This is a genomic window from Streptomyces sp. MI02-7b, assembly GCF_033793585.1.
Lineage (GTDB): Bacteria > Actinomycetota > Actinomycetes > Streptomycetales > Streptomycetaceae > Actinacidiphila.
Genome location: NZ_JARAWX010000005.1, coordinates 318,198 through 339,306, shown reverse-complemented (window position 1 = coordinate 339,306; position 21,109 = coordinate 318,198). Strand labels below are relative to the sequence as shown.

Sequence of the window (21,109 nt, the reverse complement as noted above, 5' to 3'; positions counted from 1 at the left end):
CGCAGGTACCGAAATCGCCTGGTCCGGGGCGCCTGCTCTGTGGCACGGTGCGGGGTGTGGCAGACGTCGACGACATCCGGATCACCCCGCTCACCGCCCGCCCGGAACTGACCGGGCGCCTCTACGAGATCGCGGACACCTGGCCCGCGTTCGTCCCCCACGACCTCGTCGGCAGTGCGCTGCTCGGCACCGTGGCCGAGGACTTCCCCGCGTACTGCGTCGTGGCGACCGTGGCGGACCGCGTGGTGGCGCGAGGGCTCGCCGTGCCGTTCGCCGGGTCGGGCGAAGGGCGCGAGGAGACGCCCGGGCAGGGGTGGGACCGGGTGCTGGGGTGGGCGTACGACGACCGGCGCCGGGGGCGGCGCCCGACGGCGGTCAGCGCGCTGGAGATCACGGTGGACACCGACTACCAGGGGCGCGGGCTGTCCTACCGGATGCTGCGGGCGCTGCGCGCCGCCGCCGGGCGCCACGGCCACGACCATCTGCTCGCCCCGGTCCGGCCCACCGGCAAGCACCGCGAACCGCGCGTCCCGATGGCCGTGTACGCGGGACGGCGACGCGACGACGGGCTTCCGGCCGACCCGTGGTTGCGCGTCCACGTCAGAAGCGGCGGCACCGTCGAGGCGATCGCGCCGGCGTCGATGACGGTGAGCGGCTCCCTGGGGCAGTGGCGGCGGTGGACCGGCCTGCCCTTCGACGAGGACGGCGACGTCGAGGTGCCGGGGGCCCTCGTTCCGGTGCGGTGCGACACCGTGCACGGCCTCGGGGTCTACGTGGAACCGAATGTCTGGATCCGCCACCGCGCCCGCCCGCCGGCGGGCTGATGTTGCACAATGGGCTTCGCGGGGCCCAGTGAGGGGGACGTTGTGCTGCTGGTGGACCTCGACGCCGTGCCGCCGGGCGAGCGGGTGGCAGCGTTCCACCACGCGATGACCGATGACTCCGTGCCCAACGACATCGTCCACGAGGAGACCGGGAGCGGCATCCACGCGCGGATGGAGCTGTGGCGGGTCGGCGGGCTGGACCTCTTCGCCACACGCAACTCGGGCTTCGAACTCCGCCGTACCGCCGAACACGTACGCCGGCAGCGCAGTCGTCCGATCGTCGCGGTCTCGCTGCAGACGGAGGGTGCCGGCCGCGCCGAGGTGGACGGCGAGCAGCGTCTGCTCGGTCCGGACGAGGTGTTCGTCTTCCACGAGTTGACGCCCCGCCTCTACGGCTGGTCCGGCGACGGGGCCGGCCGGGCCGTCGTCATCGAGAGCGAACACCTCGGCCTGCCGGTCGAGTTGGTGACGAAGGCGGGCCTGCACCTGCGCGCCAGCCCGCTGCACGATCTGGTCCTGCAGCATCTGCGGGGACTGTGGCGGGATCCATCGGTACTGGAGGCCGACCCCGGTGCGCCGTCCCTGGCGAACGCCACCATCGACCTGGTCCGCGCGCTGCTGATCTCCGCGGCGTCCGACGAACGCCAGCCCGCGACCAGGTCGGTGATGGACGACACCCTGCTCGCCCGCGTCATGGCCTACGCGCGCCGCCACCTCACCGAGGCCGACCTGACGCCCGAGCGGATCGCCGCCGACCACGCGATCTCCGAGCGCCACCTCTACGCGGTGCTCCGCCGCGCCGGCATCAGCCTCGAACAGTGGGTCATCACCGAACGACTGGAAGAGGCAAGGCGGTTGCTGGCCTCCGTCCGGCACGACCACCTGACGATCGCGGCCGTCGCGGCACGCTGCGGATTCGGCAACGCGAGCCATTTCGCCCGCCGGTTCCACGCCGCCTACGGGATGACGCCGCGCGAGTGGCGCCGCAGCGTGCGCGCGTGACGCCGCCGGCCGCCGGGCGGGCCCCGGGCACGGAGCCCGCCGGGCGGGTCCCGGGCACGGAGACGATCAGGGCACTCCAGGAGCGGGCGGCCGGTGCCCAGACGGCCGAGCACCAACAGGACGCCGACGGGTGCTGGCTCCGCCACGCGCACGGCTGCGCCTGGTGGGTGGGCGCGGCGCTGCCCCACGGACCGGCGGCGCCGGGCGAGTTGCCCGGCAGGGTCGGCGGGGCGGAGGAGTTCTCCGCCGCCCACGGTGCGCCCGCTCGGTTCCAGATCACCCCCGGCGTGTGCCCGGAGGGGCTCGACTCCCCGCTCGCGGGCCGGGGTTACCGGCGTGACGGCCCGGCCTCGTCGCGGACCGCCGTGACCGCGCGCGTCGCGGGAGCGCCGTCCGCCGGTGCCGTCCGCGTGCGGGTGGCGGAGCGCCCCACGCGCGAGTGGTTCGACGGGCGGCTCGCGGTGCGGGGCCACCGCGCCGATCCGCACCGCGAGTGGGACCTGCCCGGGCGGGTCGAGGGGCCCGGGGTGTTCGGCATGGGCACACTGCCCGCGGCGCGCGGCAGGGGCGCGGCCGGCGGGGTGCGGGCCGCGCCGGCCGGCCGGGCCGGCGCCGTGGACGCCGGCCGGATGTGTCTCCAGGTGGAACGGCACAACACGGCGGCCGTGCGGCCGTGTGCGAGGGCCGGGTTCGGCGAAGTGGCCGCCTGTCACTACCGCGTGGCGGACTGATCCGCCCCGCAGGGCCCCGGCACGTCCAGGTCGATCCACCGCCCGTTCTCCGCGGTGCGCAGCCGGGCCGCGAGCCCCGCGTCGTCGAAGGCCCGGTCGATGTCGGAGCGGTCCTCGCTGAAGTGGGCCCAACTGTCGCAGTGCGCGGGGACCACGAGCGGCGAGCCCAGAACGGAGGCGGCCGCGCTCGCCCGCTCGGCGGTCAGCGTCAGCGGACGGTTGCGGCTGCGTACGGGCACCCGCGCGCCGCCCATGAACAGCACGGCGATCTCGACGGGCGGCATGCGCCGGGCGATCTCGGCGACGACGCCGACGGAGGCGTTGTCGCCGCTGACGTACACGGTGGGCAGCCCCGCGCCGGTCAGGACGAAGCCGGTGACCTCGCAGTTCACGTGGCCCTGTTCGTCCCGGTCGCCGTCGTCGGGACCGTGCTGCGCGGGAACGGCGTGGACGGTGACGGTGGCCCCGCCGGGCCGCGGCAACTCGACGCTCTCCCAAGCCGCGAGTCCGCGGGCGGGCGGCCCGAGCCGGCGCGCGGACGCGGGCCCGGTGAGCACCAGCGAGGACGCCAGGGCGAAGGCCCTCCCGCGGATGTCGAGGTTGTCGGGGTGGAGGTCGTGGCTGACCAGGACGGCGTCCACGGGCCCGAGTTCGTCCTCGTGGGCGGCCGGGGCGGCGGTCTTGGTGAGGTACCCGTGGTCCCCGGCCTCGTCGAAGGTGGGGTCGGTCACCAGACGCAGCCCGCCGATGTCGATGACGGCGGTGGGGCCGCCGATGACGCAGACCGCGCATTCCCGGCGTTCGGGACTGATGCGAGGGGCCACGGCGGCACCCGCCTCTCGTTCGGTGGCCGCGGTCGGCCGGAGGTGCCGACCGGGTGACCGGGTGATCGTGGGATCGGCGACCTCAGTACGTGGAGAAGTCGGCCATCATCGCCATGTCCTCGTGCTCCAGGTTGTGGCAGTGGAGCATGAAGTGGCCGGCGTAATCGGTGAAGTGGACGGCCACCTCGACGGTCTCACCGGGCCCCATGGCGATCGTGTCCTTCCAGCCCTGGTCGAACGGCCCCGGTGCCTTGCCGTTGCGGGACACCACGCGGAAGGGGTCCAGGTGCACGTGGATCGAGTGGAAGAACACCGACCTGAAGCGCCAGATCTCGGTGGTGCCCAGCTTCGTGCGGGCCAGTGAGCGGCCCGGCCGATAGGGCTGGCCGTTGATCGTCCAGCCCTTGCGGCCCGAGTGCCGGAACTCGAAGGTGCGGGTGGCGACGGCCTTCGCGGGGTCGAGGACGCTCTCGGCCCGCCGCGCCAGCCGGTCGGGGACGCGGGTGTCGTCGCGGACGGCCCGCGTGGACGGCGAGATGTCGAAGCGCATGATGTCCGCGGTGGTCCGGCTGCCGAAGAGGTTCACCACGCGGACCTTGGTACCGGGCCGGTAGCGGGAGAAGTCCACGACGACGTCGAAGCGCTCACCGGGTGCCAGCCGCAGGCTGTCGTGGGGCAGGGGGCGCTCCATCAGGCCGCCGTCGCTGCCGATCTGCACCAGGCCCTTCCCACCGGGGGGCGGCGGGTCGAGCACGAGCTTGAAGTAGCGGACGTTGGAGGCGTTGAGCAACCGGAGCCGGTAGCGCCCCCGTTGGACCTGGTGCACGGGCCACGGGACACCGTTGACCAGGATGACGTCGCCCTGGACGCCGGCGGTGTGGTTGCGGGAGACGCCGGGGGAGTGCATGCCCGGGTCGCCCGGGTACATCAGCGAACCGTCCGCCTCGAAGGCCCGGTCGGCGATCATGAGGGGGATGTCCCGGTCGCCGCGGGGCAGCGCGAGCGCGTCGTCCTCGTCGTCGGTGACCAGGTGGAAGCCCGCCAGGCCGTGCCAGACGGCCGTGCCGGTGTAGCCCATGCGGTGGTCGTGGTACCACATGGTGGACGCGCGCTGCTGCATGGGATACGTGTACGTGCGCTCGCCGTAGGCGATGTTGCCGTGCGTCTCTCCCATGTCGTCCATGCCCGCCATCGCGTCCTCCACGGACAGGCGGCCGTTGACGGGCATGGTCAGGTCGATCGGGTACCCGTCGCTCTCCGACGGGGTGTGGCCGCCGTGCAGATGGACGACGGTGGGCTGCGGCAGTTCGTTGCGGTGCCGCACGATGGTCCGCCGCCCGGAGCGGGAGATGATCGTGGGCCCGGGGAAGGTGCCGTTGTACGTCCAGCAGCTGGTGCGCAGACCCGGCAGGATCTCGAGCTTCGCCTCGCGCTGCACGATCTGGAAGGTGTCGGTGCCACCGGCACTCTGCAGCGGGCTCGGCGCCGCCGGGATCGGCAGCGGCACCTGGTAGGGGCGGGGAAGCGGGGCCTTGCTCCGCATGACGCCGCCTGGCGGTACGTCGGCGGGGGACAGGGCCGTGGCGCGTGCCGCCACCCCCGCCCCGATGACCGCTGCCGCACCCGTGGCGAGAAAGCGGCGCCGGTCGATACCTCGGATCACGTTGGCTCCCATCCACGCCGATTTGATCGTTTTGCGGCTTTCGTCAGCATAGGGCTGCACCGTACACACGAAAGGGTGGGACACGCGTGCCAGGGCGACACCCGTGGGACCTGGCGAATAGACATATGAACGCACTAAAAGCCCCTGGTTCGGGCTCCGCTCGCGCGGGAACCCGGACCAGGGGCGTCGGCATCGCGGTGACTCAGGCCGATGGCGCGCGGACCGCCTCGCCGGCGGGGGCGACGGCCGGGACCAGCAGGTCCGGCAGGCCCAGACGGTGGTAGAAGCGCTCGCGGACGTGGTCGGCGACGACCGACACGACCTCGGACCCGTCGTCGACGGGGTCGATGTGGGTGCGGAAGGGGCGGTCGCCCGCGGGCAGGCCGACCACGCGGACGATCTCCCGGGCCACGTCGGCGGCATCGGCGCCCTCGGGCGTCATGGCCGACAGCGCCCTGCCGACCTGGTCGGTCATGCCCGCGTACCGCGCCTCGTACTCCTCCGTGACGGCGCGGTCGGCGGCGTGGCCCGCGTTGGCGAAGTGGTCGGTGCCGCTGGTGAAGGCGCCGGGGACGACGATCGTCGACTCGATGCCGAAACGGGCGAGTTCGGCGGCGTAGCTCACGGCGAGCGCGTCCATGGCGGCCTTCGCCGCGAAGTACGGGGCGAGGTAGGGCGGGGTGCCGCCGCGGGTGCTGGAGGAACCGACCCACAGCAGCAGTCCGTGGCCCTGCCGGCGCAGTTGGGGCAGGGCGGCGCGATTGACGCGCTGGCTGCCGAGCACATTGGTGTCGTAGACGGCGGCCAACTGCTCCGGGGTGAAGGCCTCGGCGGGGCCGAGCACCATGTGGCCGGCGTTGTGGACCAGCACGTCGAGCCGGCCGGTCTCCGCCAGGACGCGGGCCACGGCGCGGTCGGCGCTGCCCTGGTCGAGCACGTCGAGTTCGACCACGCGCAGGTCGATGCCCTCGTGCGCGGCGCGGTCGCGGACCTCGGCCGCGCGGGCGGCGTTGCGGCCCTCGATGTGGCGCATGCTCGCGTAGACGGTGTGGCCGGCGGTGGCCAGGGCGTGGGCGGTCAGGGCGCCGAATCCGGAACCGGCGCCGGTGATGAGGACGGTGGCGGGCATGGTGGAACGTCTCCTCGGAGCGGGTGGCCCCGGCCCCGGCAACGCTGCGCCGGGGCCGGTGGGTGCGGGACCGGTGGGTACGGGTGCGGATCGTGCGGGTGCGGGTGCGGTCGGGCGGCTGCGGCGACGCGGGAGCCGTCAGATGGCTCCGCCGTTGGCGTAGACGACCTGGCCGTTGATCCAGCGGGCGGGGCCGGCGAGGAACGAGATCACCTCGGCGGCGTCCTCGGGGCTCCCCAGGCGCCCGAAGGGGGTGACCGAGGAGAGCCGGTCGATGGTGGCCTGGTCCTTGCCCTGCAGGAACAGCGGGGTGGAGGTCGGGCCGGGGGCGACGGCGTTGACGGTGATGTCGCGGCCGCGCAGCTCACGGGCGAGGATCAGCGTCATGGCGTCCACCGCGCCCTTGGTGGCGGCGTAGGCGGTGTAGGCCGGCAGGGCCAGCTTGGTCACGCTGGTCGAGAGGTTGATGATGGCGCCGCCGGCGCGCACCCGCCGTGCGGCCTGCCGGCTCATGACGAAGGTGCCGCGCACGTTGGTGCGGTGCATCCGGTCGAAGTCGTCGAAGTCCAGTTCCGTCAGCGGGCTCACCAGCATGATCCCCGCGGTGTTCACCACCACGTCGACGCCGCCGTAGGCCTGCTCGGCCCGGTCGAAGAGGGCGGCGACCTCGTCCTCGTCCGCCACGTCGGCCCGGACGGCCATCGCGGTGCCGCCGGCGGTGACGACGGCGTCGACGGCCTCCTTGGCGCGTCCGGGGTTGCCCGCGTAACCGATGACGACCTTCATGCCGTCGGCGGCCAGGCGCTCGGCGGTGGCACGGCCGATGCCGCCGGAGCCGCCGGTGACGATGGCGACCCGGCCGGTGGAGGGGGTGGCGGGCGTGGAGGTCTCGGGGGTGGTCATGGCAGGGGGTCCTTCCGGTCTCGTACTCCCGTGGCCGGTCGGCCGCGGCAACGTTTAATGGACGCTGAGTCCATATAAGCACGGATGTAGACGCCGCGTCCATATAAAATGTTCCCGAGACCTCCGGACCAGGGAAGAGGACCGCCATGACATCAGCATCGGAACCCGTCCGCCGCGGCCGCGGCCGCAGGCCGGCCGACGAGGTGCGCGGTGACATCCTCAAGGCCGCGGGCGAGTTGCTGCTCGCCGACGGCATGGCCGCGTTCACCATCGAGCGGGTCGCCAACGCGGCGGGTGCCAGCAAGATGACCATCTACAAGTGGTGGCCCTCGAAGGGCGCGCTGGCCCTCGACGGATACTTCACCGCGGTGCGCGACACCCTCGCGTTCCCCGACACCGGCGACATCGCCGCGGACCTCACCGCCCAACTGCGTGCCTTTGTGCGCCTGATGACCCGCACCCGCGCCGGGCGGATCGTCGTGGAACTGGTCGGGCAGGCGCAGACCGACCCGGACCTGTCCGCGGCATTCCGGGAGCACTACTCCGGCCCCCGGCGCGCCTTCGCGGTCGAGGCGATCGCCCGGGCCCAGCAGCGCGGCCAGATCCGTCCCGAGATCGACCCCCAGGTGCTCGTCGACCAGTTGTGGGGAGCCTGCTACCACCGCCTGCTGATCCCCGACGAACCCCTCACCGAGGAGTTCGCGGTCGCCCTGGTGACCAATGTGATGGCCGGGATCGGAACCACCGGCCGCGGCGCCTAGCGGCCCCGTCCACCCCCCTACGCTGAATTTCGCACCGCCACTGGACTGGACCGCTGACAGCACCGGGAGCCGACATGCCGCTGTACTTCGAGGACTTCCACGCCGGCCAGGAGTTCACGACCCAGGGCCGCACGCTCACCGAGTCCGACGTGGCGTCCTTCGCCGCGTGGAGCTGGGACACCAACCCCGTCCACACCGACGCGGAGTTCGCCGCGCACACGCGCTTCGGCGAGCGCATCGCCCACGGACTGCTCGGGGTCTCCGTGGCCATGGGGCTGGCCTCGCGGCTCGGTGTCTTCGAGGGCAGTTCCGTGGCGCTCCTGGGCATCGACGACTGGCGCTTCCGCCGGCCGCTGCTCGTCGGCGACACCGTGCGCTGCCGGGTGGCGATCCTCTCCACCCGCCTGACCGGCCGGGGCGACGCGGGCATCCTGGTCCGCCGGTTCGAACTGCTCAACCAGCGCGACGAGATCGCGCAGGAAGGGAACATCGACCTCATGGTCGCTCTGCGTCCCTCCGGGGACGGGAGGGCCTGACGCCGGCCTGGGCGCCCTTGCGGCGCGGCAGCAGCGCCGGTGTCTGCAGCAGCAGCCCGAACGCGAGCAACCCGGCTCCGAAGCCGGTCAGCGCGACCCAGCCGCCCAGATGGTAGGCGACGGAGCCGAGCTGGGACCCCAGCGCGCCGCCCACGAAGAAGACCGCGATGTACGCGCTGTTCAGACGGGCGCGGGCGGTGGGGGCGAGCTGGTACACCGTGTGCTGCCCGAGGACGAGCGAGGTCTGCACGGCCATGTCGATCAGCACGGCGGCCAGCGCGAGCAGCAGGATCTGGTGCCGTCCGAGACCGGCCAGGACGAACGCGAGCGCGCCGGTGCCGAAGGCGGCGGCCGTCATCGGCCGGGTCAGACCGCGGTCCGCCCACCGCCCGGCCAGCGGAGCCACCGCCGCGCCCCCCGCCCCGGCGAGCGCGAACACGGCCACGCCGATCTCCGAGTAGTGGAAGGGCGGTCCGGTCAGTACGTAGGACACGGTCGTCCAGAAGGCGCTGAACCCGCCGAACATCAGTGACTGGTACGCGGCCCGGCGCCGCAGGACCCCGTGCCGGCGCAGCAGCCCCGCGGTGGAGCGCAGGAGCCGCCCGTACGGCAGGGCGGCCGGCGGCGCGCGGTCGGGGAGGGTCCGGCGCAGCGCCACCGCGAGGACGGCCATCAGCCCCGCCGAGACCAGGTACACCACACGCCATCCGGCGGCCTCGGTGATCAGGCCGCTCAGCGTCCGGGAGAGCAGGATGCCGGTCAGCAGCCCGCTCATCACCCGGCCCACGACGCGCCCGCGCAGATGGTCCGGGGCGAGTCCGGCGGCGAAGGGCACCAGGATCTGGGCGACGACGGACACGGCGCCGGCGACCAGGAGCGCAGCGGCCAGTACCCCGAAGCCGGGCGCCGTGCCCGCCGCGACGCACGCCAGTGTGGCGACGGCCAGCAGGACCGTGGTCAGCCGCCGGTTCTCGACGCGGTCTCCGAGCGGTACCAGGAAGATCATTCCGGCCGCGTAGCCGGCCTGGCCGACGGTGATCAGCGTGCCGGCCGTCAGCGCGCTGATACCGAGGGACTGCCGCAGGACCGCCAGCAGCGGCTGGGCGTAATAGAGATTGGCGACCGTCAGCCCGCACGCCACGGCCAGCAGGAGGACGAGCCGGCCGGGCGGGGCCTGGCCGGCGCCCCGGGTGGCCCGATCGCACGGGCCGCAGTGGCCGCAGTGGCCGGAACGGCCTGATGCGCCGGATCGGTCGATGAGGGGCATCGGTACCTGGGCGGTGAGGGACGGAGGGACGATAGGTGTAACAACCACATTCCCTCGGAACTGCCCCGTCACCCGTCCTCGGTGATGATGGAGGGCGGGTGCCCCGGTTTCCCCGTCACCCCGGCCGCGGCTCCGCGCCCCCGCCCGCCCAGGAAGGCGCTTCGATGCCCGAATTGCAGGTGATCGCCCGCTACACCGTCTCCGAGGGCCACGAGGAGGAGGTGTTCGCCCTGCTCACACGCCTGGCCGAGGCGAGCCGCGCCGAACCGGGCAACATCTCCTACGAGGTCTTCCACGCGCTCCAAGACGCACGGGACGTCGTCCTCCTGGAGCGCTACGACTCCCCGCGGGCCTTCGCGGTGCACCGTGAGTCGCTGCACTTCAAGGACCTGGTCCTCAGGCGGATCGCCCCGCTGCTCGACAGCCGCGTGGTCACGACCTACGAGGCCGGCGAATAGCCCCGTCCCAGCGAGCGGCGCCGGGCGACCGGCCGCTCCGTCAGGTCTGGAACTGGTTGATCCCGCCGTCCACGTAGATCTCGCCGCCGGTGGTGAAGGAGCTGCGGTCGGACGCGAGGAAGAGCACCGCTTCCGCCACCTCCTCCGGGCGCCCGAGCCGCCCGAGCGGGATGCCCGAGGCCAGGGCGGCCTTGAAGGCGTCCTTCGCGGCCGGGTCGGGGGCCAGGCCCTCGATGCCGGGGGTGTCGATCGGGCCGGGGCTGACGGCGTTGACCCGGACACCGCGGTGGCGCAGTTCGTTGGCCAGGGAGCGGGTGAGGGTGCGCAGCGCGCCCTTGGTGGCGGAGTAGACGCTCAGGCCCTCCTTGGCCGCGGTCTGCTCGGTGGAGGCATTGATGACGATCGACGCCCCTTCGGCGAGGAGGGGCAGCGCCTTCTGGACGGTGAAGAACACGCCCTTGACGTTGGCGGCGAAGGTCGCGTCGAAGTACTCCTCGGTGACGTCCTCGATCAGGAGCGTCTGCCCGGTGCCCGCGTTGGCGAAGACGACGTCCACCTGCCGGCCGTGTTCGGCCACGGTCGCGTACAGGCGGTCGAGGTCGGCGAGGTCGGACACGTCGCCCCGGAAGCCCACGGTGTCGCCGCCGATCGCGGCGACGGCGGCGTCGAGGGACTCCTGGCGCCGGCCGGTGACGAAGACGAGGGCGCCCTCCTCGGTGAACCGCCGCGCCGTCGCCAGGCCGATGCCGGTCGTGCCGCCGGTGACGACCGCCGTCCTGCCGGTGAGTTCTCCCATGGCGTGCTCCCGTCCGCTCCTGGTGTCAGCGTCGTGTGCCGCCCTCCCATCGTGGCAGCGGGTGGTGCGGACCGGCGACCGCGGCGATTCGCGTCAGGGCCGGGCGGCGCGCCGCCGGTGGCGGGCCGCCTTGGCGCTGTTGCCGCACCGCTCCATGGAGCACCACCTGCGCGGCTTGCCGGAGCCGGGGCCGTTGTCGAGGTAGATCATGCGGCAGGCCTCCGCGTCGCAGGTGCGCAGCAGGGCCCGCGTGCGGGGGTCGGTCATGACGGCGATCAGGTCCCGGGCCACCGCGGACAGCAGCTCGGCGGTCGTCAGCGAGGGAGCGGGGCCGTGCGCGAGCCGTCCGTCCGCGTCGGTCGGCAGCCGGGGCGCGGGCGGGGCGACCCGGGCCAGCGTGTTGAGCAGGGACACCGACTCCGGTCGCGGGGCGCGGTCGTCCAGATGGGCCGTGACGACGTCGTGGGCGGCGTCGCGCAGTGTGCGCAGCGCGGCGAGGAGCGCGGCCGGGTCCTCCTCGTCCCGCGGGGCGAGACCGACGCCCGCGCACCACGCGCGCAGGCGCTCGGGCCCGTCCAGGCGTTCGATGGGGGTGCTGGGCCTGCGGCCGACGGTGGCGACGAGGTCGAGCGACAGCGATCCGGCGTCGAACCGCAGGGACCGGGCCTTGGCCGTGATCCGGGTCCGCGGGGTGGCCGGGACTTCCTCGATCATGTGACAATAGTAACCAGGAAAACGGTTACCAAGGACAGATGATGCGACCCTGGATGCGTGCGGCCTCGGCGATGTTCGTCGTCGGCTGGGGTGCGAACCAGTTCTCGCCACTGCTCCTGGTCTACCGCGCCGACAGCGGGGTGTCCGGGAGTGTGGTCACCACCGCCTTCGCGGCCTACGCCGTCGGGCTGATCCCCGCGCTGCTGCTCGCGGCGCGCTTCGCACAGCGGTACGGGCGGCGGCAGGTGATGTGCGCCGCCCTGCTCCTGTCGGCCGTCGCCTCGGCCGTCCTCCTCACCGGCGGCGACCGGTTCTGGGCGCTGATGCTCGGGCGGCTGGTCGCCGGTGTCGCGTCCGGCGCGGCCTTCGGCCCGGGCACCGCGTGGATCAAGGACCTGTCGGCGGACGCGGGCCCCGGCGCGGGCGCGCGGCGCGCCGCCGTCGCACTGTCCGCGGGATTCGGCGGCGGCCCGCTGGTGGCGGGCGTCCTGGCCCAGTGGCTGACCGCACCCGAGGCACTGCCCTATCTCGTGCACCTGGGCCTGACGGCGGCCGTGGCGCCGATGGTGTGGCACACGCCCGACCCTGCCGCGCCCCACCCGGTCGCGCCCGCCGCGAGCGCACGGCCCCAGGCCCGTCCCCGGCTGCGGGCCGCGCTCCTGCAGCGGGAGTTCCGCTGGGAAGTGGCGCCCTCGGCGCCGCTCGTCTTCGGCGCGCCCACCACGAGCTTCGCCGTGCTGCCGGCCCTCGTGCCGCTGCACGGCCCGGACATCGCGGTCGGCGGCGGCATCGCCGGGCTCACGCTCCTGACCGGCCTGCTCGTCCAGCCGCTGGCACGGCGGCTGTCCCGGCGCGGCTCCCATGTGACCCGGAACTGGGGGCTCGCCGCCGCGGTCGCCGGATTCCTGCTGGCCGCGGCGGCCGTCCGGCTGGCGGAGCCCGCCCTCCTGATCCCCGCGGCAGTGACCCTGGGGGCCTGCTACGGGATGCTGCTGGTGGCCGGGCTCAGCCAGGTGGAGGCCTGGGCGGCGCCGCGCGACCTCGCGGGCGCCGCGGCGGTCTTCTACTGCCTGGCCTACCTCGGATTCGTCACGCCGCTCGTCGTGACCGCCCTGCACGGCGTCCTGCCGCCCGCGCCCCTGTTCGTCTGCGCCGCCGCCACGACGGCGCTCCTCATACCGGCGACCGCCCTGCTGCACCGGGCGGCGCGCACCAGACAGGCCCAGCGCATGGGCACCACCGACGGCAGCAGCTGAATCACCCTGACCGGAAGGAAAGCACGTCATGCGGATCGTGGTTGTGGGAGCGGGCGGCGTAGGAGGCTACTTCGGCGCCCGGCTGGCCGAGGCGGGCCACGAGGTCACCTTCGTGGCGCGCGGACGGCACCTGGCGGCGATCAGGGAACGGGGGGCGCTGCTGGTGCGCAGCCCGCTGGGCGAGGCCAGGGTCGACGCGCGGCACTTCGTCGAGTCCCCTGCCGACGTGCACCGGGCCGACGTCGTCCTGGTCGCCGTGAAGCTCTGGGACACCGAGGACGTCGCGGCCGGGCTGCGGCATCTCACCGACGGCGGCGCCCGCGTGCTCTCCCTGCAGAACGGGGTGCAGAAGGACACGGTGCTCCGCCGCCACCTGCCCGAGGACGCCGTGTGGGGCGGCGTCTGCTACATCGCGGCGGTGATCGAGGAGCCCGGCGTCGTCGTGCACCGCGGGCAGATGCAGCGGATCGTCCTCGGCGCCTACCAGGGGCACCCGGCCGACGGCGTGGCCGAGTTCCACGAGGCCTGCGTGAAGGCCGGCATCGACGCCGAGGTCGGCGCGGACATCGCGCGGACGGTCTGGGAGAAGTACGTGTTCCTCACGGGCCTGTCCGCGACGACCAGCGCCGTGCGGCAGCCGATCGGCGTCATCCGCGGCAACCCCGCCACACGGGAGCTGCTGCGCGAGGTGATGGCCGAGGCCGTCGCCGTCGGGCGTGCCTCGGGTGTGGATCTCGACGAGGCGTTCGCCGACGCGCAGATGGCCGCCGTCGACACCCTCCCGGCCGGCATGACCTCGTCCATGGCCCACGACCTGGAGCGAGGGAACCGGCTCGAACTGCCGTGGCTCAGCGGTGGGGTGGTCGCCCTGGGGCGGGAACGGGGCGTGCCCACGCCCCGCAACCGGACCGTCGCCGACGTCCTCGCCCCCTACGAGCTCGGTCGCCCGGCCGCCCCTGACGCCTGAGCGTCGGCGCGGCCCGCTGCGGACCGGAACCGCCGCGCGCGGGAGGTTCCCCGTGCGCGGCGGTGGTGACTCACCGTCAGCCGACGACCCGGACCGGCAGTTCGAACAGGTCGTTCTGCGTCACGACGGGCTTGTTGCGCAGTTCCGAGGCCGGGACGGCCAGGGCCAGCCCGGGGAAGCGGGCGAACAGGGCCGGCAGCGCCACGCCCGCCTCCAGGCGGGACAGGGCCGCGCCGGGGCAGACGTGCGGGCCGTGGCCGAAGGCGATGTGCCGGATCGGCTCCCGCGTGATGTCGAACGCGCCCGCGGTCGGCCCGTGCTGCGCCTCGTCGCCGCCGATGGCCGCGTACGAGACGATCAGTGCCTCGCCCTTGGCGATGACCTTGTCGCCGACCGGGACGTCCTCGGTGGCGAAGCGGATCAGCACGTGCGAGGTCGGCGTGGAGTAGCGCAGCGTCTCCTCCACCACGGCCTCCCACGCCACCTCGCCCGCCAGGACGAGCGCGAGCTGGTCCGGGTGGGTCAGCAGGTTGACCACCGCGTTGACGATCAGCGAGATCGTGGTCTCGTGACCGGCGGCGATCATCAGCTGCAGGGTGCTCTGGATCTCCGCGTCGGTGAGGTGGTCACCGTCCTCGGAGGCCGCGATGAGAGCGCTCGTCAGGTCGTCGCCCGGCTCGGCGCGGCGGGCCGCGACCGTGGCGCCCATCATCTCCGCCAGCTCGCCGAGGGTGGCGAGCACCTCCTCCGGCGGGGTCTGGGTCGAGAAGAACTTCTCGAACAGCACCTTCAGGCGGGGCAGATGGGCCTCGTCGATGCCCATCAGCTCCTGCACCACGTACATCGGCAGCGGATAGGCGAACTCGGCCTTCAGGTCGATCACCTCGGCGTCCTGGGCGGCCTTCGCCACCCGGTCCAGCAGACCCGCGGTCAGCTCCTCGATGCGCTCGCGCATCCGCTCCACCCGGCGGGGGGTGAGCGCCTGGGCCACCAGTGCGCGCAGCCGGCGGTGGTCCGCGCCGTCCACCGTGAGCATGGAGCGGCCCGGGTTGGCCAGGCCGATCAGCGCCCAGTCGGCCGGTATCTCACCGCGGGTGAACGCGTCCCAGTGGGCGATGTCCTTCACCAGCCGCGGATCGGTGAGCAGCGCACGGGCCTCCGCGTGGTGCGTGACGGCCCACACGGGTACGCCGCCCGGCAGTTCGACCGCCGCGAGCGGGCCCGCGTCGCGCAGCAGCGCGCTCTCCGCGGCCAGGTCCTGCACCAGGGGGTCGAGCACGATGCGCGCGCCGTCGAGGGCGCTCGCTCCGGTGACGGGGCATTTCATGGACGGTCTCCAAGGGCCGGAGTGGGAGTGAAACGCACGGGGAGTTCGGTCATGCCCCGCAGCCAGGGGGACGGCCGCCGGACCAGGCCGCGCGCCGCCACCGCGAGATCGATGTCGGGCAGCCGGTCGAGCAGCACCTCGATCCCGGTACGGGCGATCACCTCGGCGATCTCCTGGGCCGGGAAGGGGCAGCGGTGCTCGCCGTGCCCGAAGGAGAAGAAGGCGTTGTTGCCGTGGGTCGGGCCGCCTCCCTCCAGGTGCACCTGGGGGTCGGCGTTGGCCGCCGCGAAACCGAGGATCAGCAGGTCGCCGGTGCGGATCTGGCGCCCGCCCACCCGCGTGTCGCGCGAGGCCCACCGTCCGGCGATGTTCTGCGTGGGCGTGTCCTCCCACAGCACCTCGTTCATCGCCTGGCCCACGCTGTGCCGGCCGCCGGAGAACGACGCGGCGAAGCGGTCGTCGGTCAGCATCAGCCGCAGCGAGTTGCCGATCCAGTCCGCCGTCGGCTGGTGGCCCGCGATGGTCATCACCATCATGTCCTGCACGATCTCCTCGTCCGAGAAGTCGTACCGGTCGGCGAGCATGCGGGAGACGACGTCGGGGCCGGGACGCTCCTTCTTCAGCTCCAGCAGCTCCGTCATGGCGGTGAAGACATGGGTCTGGCCCGCGATGGCGTCCTCGGTGCTGTCGACCAGGTCGTTGATCGCCTTGACCAGCGCCGGGCCCTGATCGTCGGCGAAGCCGTAGATACGGGCCAGCACGCGCACCGGCAGCAGGGTGGCGAACTCGGCCAGCAGATCGGCCCGGCCGCGGGCGCAGAAGGAGTCGATGAGCCGGTCGGCGTACCGCTCGGCGGTCCGCCGCAGCTCGAACGGGTCGACCGCCTCCATGGCGTGGCTCATCATCGCCGCACGCTGCCGGTGGCGTTCGCCGACCGTGTAGAGGATCGACGGCTGCTTGCGGCCGATCATCGGCAGCAGCGGCCAGTCGCCAGGGATGCGGTCCCACTGGTTCCACAGGTCGGAATCGCGGCTGAACAGCACGGGGTCGTTGGTGACGTGCAGCAGCTCCCGGTAGCCCAGCACCAGCCAGGCGGGCACGTCGCCGTCGAGCAGGACGGGCGCGACCGCGCCGTGGTCGCGACGCATCTCGCGGTAGAGCTCGGCGGGTTCGACGTGGAAGCGCGGGCCGCTGAAGGGCACGGCGCCCGCGAACGCGTCCTCGGTGGTCGATGGCTCGGTGGTCACGGTGCGGTCGTCTCCCGGGCACGCGGGCTGGCGGCGGACAGGGTGTGCAGATGCCGGACGAGCGTGATCAGCACGTCCTTGGAGGACTGGCGCGAGCGCGCGTCGCACTCGATCAGCGGGATGCCGTCGGCGAGCGACAGCGCGTCCCGCACCTGCTCCTCGGTGTGCCGGGGGCCGCCGAAGTCGTTGCGGGCCACCACGAAGGGCGTCCCGTGGTGCTCCAGGCGGTCGATGGCGTACCAGGAGTCGTCCAGGCGCCGCGTGTCGACCAGCACGACCGCGCCGAGGGTGCCGCTGAACAGCCGGTCCCACAGGAACCAGAAGCGCTGCTGCCCGGGCGCGCCGAACAGGTAGAGGACGTTGCGGCGGTCCAGGCTGATCCGGCCGAAGTCGAAGGCCACGGTCGTCGAGGTCTTCGCCTGGACACCGGCGAGGTCGTCCACGCTCTCGCCGGCCTGCGTCATCGTCTCCTCGGTGTTCAGCGGGCGGATCTCGCTGACCGAGCGGACCATGGTCGTCTTGCCCACGCCGAACCCGCCCGTGATCACGATCTTCAGCCCGTTGTCGGCGGTGGCGCTGAGCGGCCGCCGGGACGGCGGAGTGGGGTCAGAGGTTGCGTAGTCCAACGAGCACCTGCTCCAGGATCTCGGGGTCCGGCAGTTGGGCCGCCGTACGGGCGGTTCGGGGGTGGCGGGCGCTGATCCTGCCGGTCTCCAGCAGGTCGCCGAGCAGGACCTTGGTGATGCCGACCGGCAGTGCGAGGTCGGCGGCGAGTTCCACCACCGCCGTCGGCTGCCGGCACACGCGCAGGATCAGCTGGTGCTCCGACTGCATCCCGGGCGCCGGATCGCACTCGGCGACCACCAGGGTCACCAGGTCGAACACGTCCGACCCGGGCCGGCTGCGTCCTCCGGTGAGGGTGTAGAGCCGGTCCGGATCGTCGTCCCGGCCCGGGCGAGGGGTCATCCGCTGTCGCCGTCCGCGCCGCCGACCTCGCGGGGCGGCGCGCTCAGGTGCTCCCCGAGCTGCTCGACCAGTTCGCTCATGTTGTGGCCGATCACGCCGACGTCGGAGTCCTCACGGGCGACGACGGCCAGGTGGGCGCCGTCGCCGGCCTCCACGATGAACAGGATGCCGCCGTAGAACTCGGCCATGGCCTGCCGGACGCCGCCGCTGCCGTCGCCGAACTCCACGGACGCGCCCTGCGACAGGCTCTGGATACCGGCGGAGATCGCCGCGAGCTGGTCCGCCTGGTCCACGGAGAGCTCGGGGGTGCGGCACAGCTTGAGTCCGTCGCGGGACAGGACCAGTGCGTGGCGGGCGCCGGGCGTCCGCTCGAGCAGGTTCTCCAGCAGCCAGTTGAGTCTCTCGTCGGTGCTGGTGCTGCTGCCGTGGGTGCTGCCGGCTGCGGGTGCGGTCATCGGGAGTCGCTTTCTGGGTCCGTCGCGGTCTGCTGGTGGGGGGCCGCGGAGGGGTCTGGTGCGGGGGAGGGCTTGCGCTTGAGGGCTCCCCGGAAGGTGCTGAACCGGGCGGCGCGCGCCGCCGGCGTGTCGTCGTCGCGGGGAACGGACCGCCGGGCGCCGGCGGACGCTTCGACGTGGCGGGCGGCGGCCAGGGTGCGGCCGCGGCGGCGCTTGGGCAGGCCGCTCTCGCCGTACTCGGGTGACTCGGTGCCCGTATCCGGCTCCGCGGCCGCGTCGCCGGCCTGCGTGCGCGAAGGCGCGGCGGCCGGGGCCGGGTCCGGCCGCGGCGCGACGGGCAGCGGATCGGGGAGCAGGATCTCGACGGACTCGGCGTCCGCGGTGCCACCGGCGCGCGGACGGGTGATCAGTTCCTGGGGGACCATCACCACCACGCCGGTGCCGCCGCGCGCCGAGGGCCGGAACGAGACCTTCAGACCGTGCTTGCGGGCGAGCCGCCCGACCACCACGAGTCCGAGGCGGGTGCCGGACAGTCCCGTGAGGTCCCATCCGTTCGCCGCGACCGCGCTCTCGGCGCGGCGCAGCGCCACCTCGCCCATGACCAGTCCGCTGTCCTCGATGGTGATGACCGCGCCCGCGGGCACCTCCTCGACGTACACGTGGACCTCGGCGGTCGGCGGCGAGAAGTTGGCGGCGTTGTCCATGAGTTCGGCCAGGGCGTGCATCACGCCCTCGGCCGCGTGACCCACGATCGCCACCTCGCTGCTGGAGTGCAGCCGCACGCGCTGGTAACCGCTGATGCGGCCCATCGCGCCGCGCAGGATCGACTCCATCCGGATCGGCTTGGCCCAACGGCGTCCCGAACGCGCCCCGGCGAGCACGGCGATGCTGTCGGCGAGCCGGCCGGCCTGGGCCGTGCGGTGGTCGAGGTGGAGGAGGTCGCCGAGGACCGCGGGGTCGCTGTGCCGGTGCTCCATCTCCCGCAGGTCCGCCAGCATGCTGGTGGTCAGCGCCTGCATGCGCCCGGCGGCGTTGGAGCCCGCGGACATGGCCGCGGCGCGTCGCGACTCGCTCGTGGCGAGTTCCTCGGCGACCAGGGTCAGCGCCCGGCGCCGGGTCTCGTCCCGGGGGAGGGTGATGGCGGCGAGCGCGGAGGCCGCGGAGTCGCCGTGCGTCAGCCGGTCGATCAGGGCGGGGAGCAGTTCGCCCGCGAAGCGGGCGGTGTCCGCCTCCTCCTGGGCGAGTTGCTCCTCAAGACGGCGGGCCCGCCACGAGGACGTCGCCGCCACGACGGCGGCCGCGGCGAGGAGCACCACCCCGGCCGTGGCACCGACCGCCGCGGGCACCCGCGCACCGTCGGCGGCGGCCACCAGCCAGACTCCCGCCGATCCGGTGACGACCACCGGGGCGGCGACGGTCCGGGCCAGGTACGGGAGCGGCGGACGCGGCGGTTCTGGCACTGCGGCGGCTCGCGAACGCCCGGACCACAGTCGGGTGGGCTCGGTGTGCGCTGTCATGGATCGGTGACCTCGGGGCCGTGCGGACGGACGGACGGTGCGGACGGTACGTAAAGGGCGCGGAAGGAGGTGACGTCACAAAAGAACACGCGTCCCGTCCGGCGGAGCCGGGGGCCGCGTGAACTCCGGGTCACTATATGCGAGTTCCTGACCGTGGCTGATCGTTCCCACGGTTAATTCCGTTCGCCGGTGAGGTTGCGCGGCGGCATCGGCCTCGTGACCGGCCAGGACGTGGGCCGGGAGGCGGCTTCGGGGAGATGCCGGCCGGAGGCGGCCGGCGCGGATCCCGGTGTCCGCGGTGATTCCCGGTGCCCGGCGTGCTCCGAGATGTCCGGCGCACGATCGCCGCGGGTGGTTCCGCGTCGCTCCGGTATTGGTGGGGGCCTTTCCTTGGAGCGCGGTCGAAGACGCACCTCTGCTAATACTTCGTACATGCGGGTCGACACGCGTAGATGAATGAGGTGAAATGGTGCATACGGCTTCCCGGAAACCCCGTTGAACCGTTGCGGTCCTCTTGTGAGGGGTCTGTGAGCGGTGGTACGTTCGCCGACGTCAGCGGGGAGTGTGGGCGGAAATGCAGAAAAAGCAATCTGTCGACCATGTGCAAGAAGAGTCTGGCGGACCCCGATCGGGTGCGTCATTCGATTCAGAGGGATTCAGTCCGAGGTTTCTCGTGCTGGGGCCGGTCCGGATAGCGGACGGCGGCGACGTCATCGCACTTCAGCCGTCGAAGCCCGCCAATCTCCTCGCCGCCCTTCTCTTACATCCCAATTCCACGGTGTCCGTGGAATTTCTGCAGCGGGTGGTGTGGGGAGAGGAGCGGTCGGGCACCGCGAAATCCGCGCTCCACACCTGCGTGCAGCGGCTGCGGCAGCTGTTCGCCCGTTACGGGGTCGCGAGCCGGCTCATCGAGGCCGTGCCCGGCGGCTACCGCATCACCGCGGACGCCACGACGCTCGACCTCATCGCCTTCCGCGACCTGCTGCGCAGCGCCGACGCCGCGGCCGACCCGGAGCAGGAGCTGCGCACCCTGCGCGCCGCGCTCGCCCTGTGGCAGGGGCCGCTGCTGGCCAACATCCACTCCGAGATCCTGCAGCGCGAGGTCGTGCCGCGGCTCACGGAGGAGCGACTGCGCGCCATGGAGCGGGTCTTCGACCTCGAAGCGGCCCTCGGGCGCAGCCGCCAGGTGCTCGCCGAGCTCTGGCCCGCCGCCCGTTCCCACCCCGCCCACGAGCCCTTCTGGGTGCAGCTCGTGGCGGCCCTGCACCACACGGGGCGGCGCGCGGACGCGCTGCGCGAGTACGGAGTGGTGAAGAGCTACCTGCGTACCGAACTCGGCGTCGACCCCGGTCCCGCGCTGCAACGGCTGGAGCTCGCGGTGCTGCGCGGCGACGAGCTGACGGCGGGTCCGCCCGCCGGCCGCGCCCTCCCGACATCCCGTGCCAGTGGTCGAGACCATTTCCCGGCTCGTCCCGAATCCGGCGCCAAGGCCGGCCATGGCGGAAAGTCCTTTCTGGCCGGGGGTGCCGCGCAGGTCCTCGAAACACTCGTCGGCGCCGGGCTGCTGGAAGAGGGCCCCGCAGGCCAGTACCGAATGCACGACTCGCTGCGCATCCTCGCCAGGGGTGCGCTGGAAATGCGTTCCGACGCCGCCGGTCCCGATATGTCGCCCGGCACGACCTGAACGGTTCCCCGGCGGTTACCCCGACCGTTCCGGGAATCCGTGTGTCCCCGTGTGTCCCCTCATCGCGCCTTGCAAGGGAGTA

General features: G+C 73.2%; 22 protein-coding genes. 9 read left to right on the top strand and 13 right to left on the bottom strand.

Annotated features, from left to right (window positions below; genetic code table 11):
- The first annotated feature begins 56 nt into the window (after nucleotides 1-56).
- Genes PV364_RS10590 through PV364_RS10580 form a run of 3 tightly spaced genes read left to right on the top strand, consistent with a single transcriptional unit; the run spans nucleotide 57 to nucleotide 2,557 of the window.
- A complete protein-coding gene (locus tag PV364_RS10590; protein ID WP_319659537.1) occupies nucleotides 57-824 on the top strand; it encodes an N-acetyltransferase in 768 nt (255 codons plus the stop codon).
- Between the two features lie 42 nt (nucleotides 825-866).
- Nucleotides 867-1,826 (top strand): AraC family transcriptional regulator, encoded by a 960-nt coding sequence (locus tag PV364_RS10585; RefSeq protein WP_319659536.1) that lies wholly within the window; start codon nucleotides 867-869, stop codon nucleotides 1,824-1,826.
- Nucleotides 1,823-2,557, top strand: coding sequence for a GNAT family N-acetyltransferase (locus tag PV364_RS10580; protein WP_319659535.1), 735 nt, complete (start codon nucleotides 1,823-1,825; stop codon nucleotides 2,555-2,557). Before PV364_RS10585 ends, PV364_RS10580 begins: the two co-directional genes overlap by 4 nt.
- Here PV364_RS10580 and PV364_RS10575 read toward each other — a convergent pair.
- From PV364_RS10575 to PV364_RS10560, 4 genes are all read right to left on the bottom strand, one after another.
- Nucleotides 2,539-3,381 carry an MBL fold metallo-hydrolase gene (locus PV364_RS10575; RefSeq protein WP_319659534.1) on the bottom strand — a complete coding sequence of 281 codons (843 nt, stop codon included), beginning with the start codon at nucleotides 3,379-3,381 and terminating at the stop codon, nucleotides 2,539-2,541. The genes PV364_RS10580 and PV364_RS10575 overlap by 19 nt on opposite strands.
- 82 nt (nucleotides 3,382-3,463) lie before the next feature.
- Nucleotides 3,464-5,044 (bottom strand): multicopper oxidase family protein, encoded by a 1,581-nt coding sequence (locus PV364_RS10570; protein ID WP_319659533.1) that lies wholly within the window; start codon nucleotides 5,042-5,044, stop codon nucleotides 3,464-3,466.
- Nucleotides 5,045-5,246: 202 nt separating this feature from the next.
- Nucleotides 5,247-6,173 (bottom strand): SDR family NAD(P)-dependent oxidoreductase, encoded by a 927-nt coding sequence (locus tag PV364_RS10565; RefSeq protein ID WP_319659532.1) that lies wholly within the window; start codon nucleotides 6,171-6,173, stop codon nucleotides 5,247-5,249.
- A 138-nt stretch (nucleotides 6,174-6,311) separates the two neighbouring features.
- A complete protein-coding gene (locus PV364_RS10560) occupies nucleotides 6,312-7,076 on the bottom strand; it encodes an SDR family oxidoreductase (RefSeq protein ID WP_319659531.1) in 765 nt (254 codons plus the stop codon).
- Between the two features lie 146 nt (nucleotides 7,077-7,222).
- Here PV364_RS10560 and PV364_RS10555 point away from each other — a divergent pair, with 146 nt between their 5' ends.
- Both PV364_RS10555 and PV364_RS10550 read left to right on the top strand, forming a co-directional pair.
- Complete coding sequence (locus tag PV364_RS10555) at nucleotides 7,223-7,837, top strand: TetR/AcrR family transcriptional regulator (RefSeq protein ID WP_319659530.1); 615 nt, start codon at nucleotides 7,223-7,225, stop codon at nucleotides 7,835-7,837.
- 74 nt (nucleotides 7,838-7,911) lie between these two features.
- Nucleotides 7,912-8,373, top strand: coding sequence for a MaoC/PaaZ C-terminal domain-containing protein (locus PV364_RS10550; RefSeq protein ID WP_319659529.1), 462 nt, complete (start codon nucleotides 7,912-7,914; stop codon nucleotides 8,371-8,373).
- Here PV364_RS10550 and PV364_RS10545 read toward each other — a convergent pair.
- Nucleotides 8,333-9,640, bottom strand: a complete 1,308-nt coding sequence (locus PV364_RS10545; RefSeq protein WP_319659528.1) for an MFS transporter — start codon at nucleotides 9,638-9,640, stop codon at nucleotides 8,333-8,335. The two genes, PV364_RS10550 and PV364_RS10545, sit on opposite strands and share 41 nt — an antisense overlap.
- 164 nt (nucleotides 9,641-9,804) lie before the next feature.
- On the opposite strand from PV364_RS10545, the gene PV364_RS10540 reads away from it, so the two are divergent.
- Nucleotides 9,805-10,098: an antibiotic biosynthesis monooxygenase family protein gene (locus PV364_RS10540; protein ID WP_319659527.1), complete on the top strand. Its 294-nt coding sequence runs from the start codon at nucleotides 9,805-9,807 to the stop codon at nucleotides 10,096-10,098.
- A gap of 40 nt (nucleotides 10,099-10,138) precedes the next feature.
- On the opposite strand, the gene PV364_RS10535 is transcribed toward PV364_RS10540, so the two are convergent.
- Together PV364_RS10535 and PV364_RS10530 are read right to left on the bottom strand one after the other, a co-directional pair.
- On the bottom strand, nucleotides 10,139-10,894 hold the full coding sequence (locus PV364_RS10535; protein WP_319659526.1) for a glucose 1-dehydrogenase: 756 nt from the start codon (nucleotides 10,892-10,894) through the stop codon (nucleotides 10,139-10,141).
- Between the two features lie 93 nt (nucleotides 10,895-10,987).
- Nucleotides 10,988-11,608, bottom strand: coding sequence for a CGNR zinc finger domain-containing protein (locus tag PV364_RS10530; protein ID WP_319659525.1), 621 nt, complete (start codon nucleotides 11,606-11,608; stop codon nucleotides 10,988-10,990).
- Between the two features lie 38 nt (nucleotides 11,609-11,646).
- On the opposite strand from PV364_RS10530, the gene PV364_RS10525 reads away from it, so the two are divergent.
- Both PV364_RS10525 and PV364_RS10520 read left to right on the top strand, forming a co-directional pair.
- Nucleotides 11,647-12,864 carry an MFS transporter gene (locus PV364_RS10525; protein WP_319659523.1) on the top strand — a complete coding sequence of 406 codons (1,218 nt, stop codon included), beginning with the start codon at nucleotides 11,647-11,649 and terminating at the stop codon, nucleotides 12,862-12,864.
- 28 nt (nucleotides 12,865-12,892) lie between these two features.
- The gene (locus PV364_RS10520; RefSeq protein ID WP_319659522.1) at nucleotides 12,893-13,831 is read left to right on the top strand and encodes a 2-dehydropantoate 2-reductase; all 939 of its coding nucleotides are present in this window, start codon (nucleotides 12,893-12,895) and stop codon (nucleotides 13,829-13,831) included.
- Between the two features lie 76 nt (nucleotides 13,832-13,907).
- Here PV364_RS10520 and PV364_RS10515 read toward each other — a convergent pair whose 3' ends face one another.
- The 6 genes from PV364_RS10515 to PV364_RS10490 are packed head-to-tail and all read right to left on the bottom strand — an operon-like array spanning nucleotide 13,908 to nucleotide 19,343.
- Complete coding sequence (locus tag PV364_RS10515; RefSeq protein ID WP_319659521.1) at nucleotides 13,908-15,158, bottom strand: cytochrome P450; 1,251 nt, start codon at nucleotides 15,156-15,158, stop codon at nucleotides 13,908-13,910.
- Nucleotides 15,155-16,405: a cytochrome P450 gene (locus PV364_RS10510; protein WP_319659520.1), complete on the bottom strand. Its 1,251-nt coding sequence runs from the start codon at nucleotides 16,403-16,405 to the stop codon at nucleotides 15,155-15,157. Before PV364_RS10510 ends, PV364_RS10515 begins: the two co-directional genes overlap by 4 nt.
- Nucleotides 16,402-17,031, bottom strand: a complete 630-nt coding sequence (locus PV364_RS10505) for an ATP/GTP-binding protein (RefSeq protein ID WP_319659519.1) — start codon at nucleotides 17,029-17,031, stop codon at nucleotides 16,402-16,404. The genes PV364_RS10510 and PV364_RS10505 overlap by 4 nt, the downstream gene beginning before the upstream one ends.
- A complete protein-coding gene (locus PV364_RS10500; protein ID WP_319659518.1) occupies nucleotides 17,012-17,371 on the bottom strand; it encodes a DUF742 domain-containing protein in 360 nt (119 codons plus the stop codon). Before PV364_RS10500 ends, PV364_RS10505 begins: the two co-directional genes overlap by 20 nt.
- Nucleotides 17,368-17,826 (bottom strand): roadblock/LC7 domain-containing protein, encoded by a 459-nt coding sequence (locus PV364_RS10495; protein WP_319659517.1) that lies wholly within the window; start codon nucleotides 17,824-17,826, stop codon nucleotides 17,368-17,370. Before PV364_RS10495 ends, PV364_RS10500 begins: the two co-directional genes overlap by 4 nt.
- Nucleotides 17,823-19,343, bottom strand: a complete 1,521-nt coding sequence (locus tag PV364_RS10490; RefSeq protein ID WP_319659516.1) for a sensor histidine kinase — start codon at nucleotides 19,341-19,343, stop codon at nucleotides 17,823-17,825. The genes PV364_RS10495 and PV364_RS10490 overlap by 4 nt, the downstream gene beginning before the upstream one ends.
- A gap of 574 nt (nucleotides 19,344-19,917) precedes the next feature.
- Here PV364_RS10490 and PV364_RS10485 point away from each other — a divergent pair.
- Nucleotides 19,918-21,027 (top strand): AfsR/SARP family transcriptional regulator, encoded by a 1,110-nt coding sequence (locus PV364_RS10485; RefSeq protein ID WP_415924538.1) that lies wholly within the window; start codon nucleotides 19,918-19,920, stop codon nucleotides 21,025-21,027.
- Nucleotides 21,028-21,109 lie beyond the last annotated feature (82 nt).

What these genes read in the sequence shown, in the direction of transcription:
- PV364_RS10565 (WP_319659532.1), bottom strand. Translation starts at nt 6,173, where the DNA reads ATGCCCGCCACCGTCCTCATCACCGGCGCCGGTTCCGGATTCGGCGCC.
- PV364_RS10560 (WP_319659531.1), bottom strand. Translation starts at nt 7,076, where the DNA reads ATGACCACCCCCGAGACCTCCACGCCCGCCACCCCCTCCACCGGCCGG.
- PV364_RS10555 (WP_319659530.1), top strand. Translation starts at nt 7,223, where the DNA reads ATGACATCAGCATCGGAACCCGTCCGCCGCGGCCGCGGCCGCAGGCCG.
- PV364_RS10550 (WP_319659529.1), top strand. Translation starts at nt 7,912, where the DNA reads ATGCCGCTGTACTTCGAGGACTTCCACGCCGGCCAGGAGTTCACGACC.
- PV364_RS10545 (WP_319659528.1), bottom strand. Translation starts at nt 9,640, where the DNA reads ATGCCCCTCATCGACCGATCCGGCGCATCAGGCCGTTCCGGCCACTGC.
- PV364_RS10540 (WP_319659527.1), top strand. Translation starts at nt 9,805, where the DNA reads ATGCCCGAATTGCAGGTGATCGCCCGCTACACCGTCTCCGAGGGCCAC.
- PV364_RS10535 (WP_319659526.1), bottom strand. Translation starts at nt 10,894, where the DNA reads ATGGGAGAACTCACCGGCAGGACGGCGGTCGTCACCGGCGGCACGACC.
- PV364_RS10530 (WP_319659525.1), bottom strand. Translation starts at nt 11,608, where the DNA reads ATGATCGAGGAAGTCCCGGCCACCCCGCGGACCCGGATCACGGCCAAG.
- PV364_RS10525 (WP_319659523.1), top strand. Translation starts at nt 11,647, where the DNA reads ATGATGCGACCCTGGATGCGTGCGGCCTCGGCGATGTTCGTCGTCGGC.
- PV364_RS10520 (WP_319659522.1), top strand. Translation starts at nt 12,893, where the DNA reads ATGCGGATCGTGGTTGTGGGAGCGGGCGGCGTAGGAGGCTACTTCGGC.
- PV364_RS10515 (WP_319659521.1), bottom strand. Translation starts at nt 15,158, where the DNA reads ATGAAATGCCCCGTCACCGGAGCGAGCGCCCTCGACGGCGCGCGCATC.
- PV364_RS10500 (WP_319659518.1), bottom strand. Translation starts at nt 17,371, where the DNA reads ATGACCCCTCGCCCGGGCCGGGACGACGATCCGGACCGGCTCTACACC.
- PV364_RS10495 (WP_319659517.1), bottom strand. Translation starts at nt 17,826, where the DNA reads ATGACCGCACCCGCAGCCGGCAGCACCCACGGCAGCAGCACCAGCACC.
- PV364_RS10490 (WP_319659516.1), bottom strand. Translation starts at nt 19,343, where the DNA reads ATGACAGCGCACACCGAGCCCACCCGACTGTGGTCCGGGCGTTCGCGA.
- PV364_RS10485 (WP_415924538.1), top strand. Translation starts at nt 19,918, where the DNA reads ATGCAGAAAAAGCAATCTGTCGACCATGTGCAAGAAGAGTCTGGCGGA.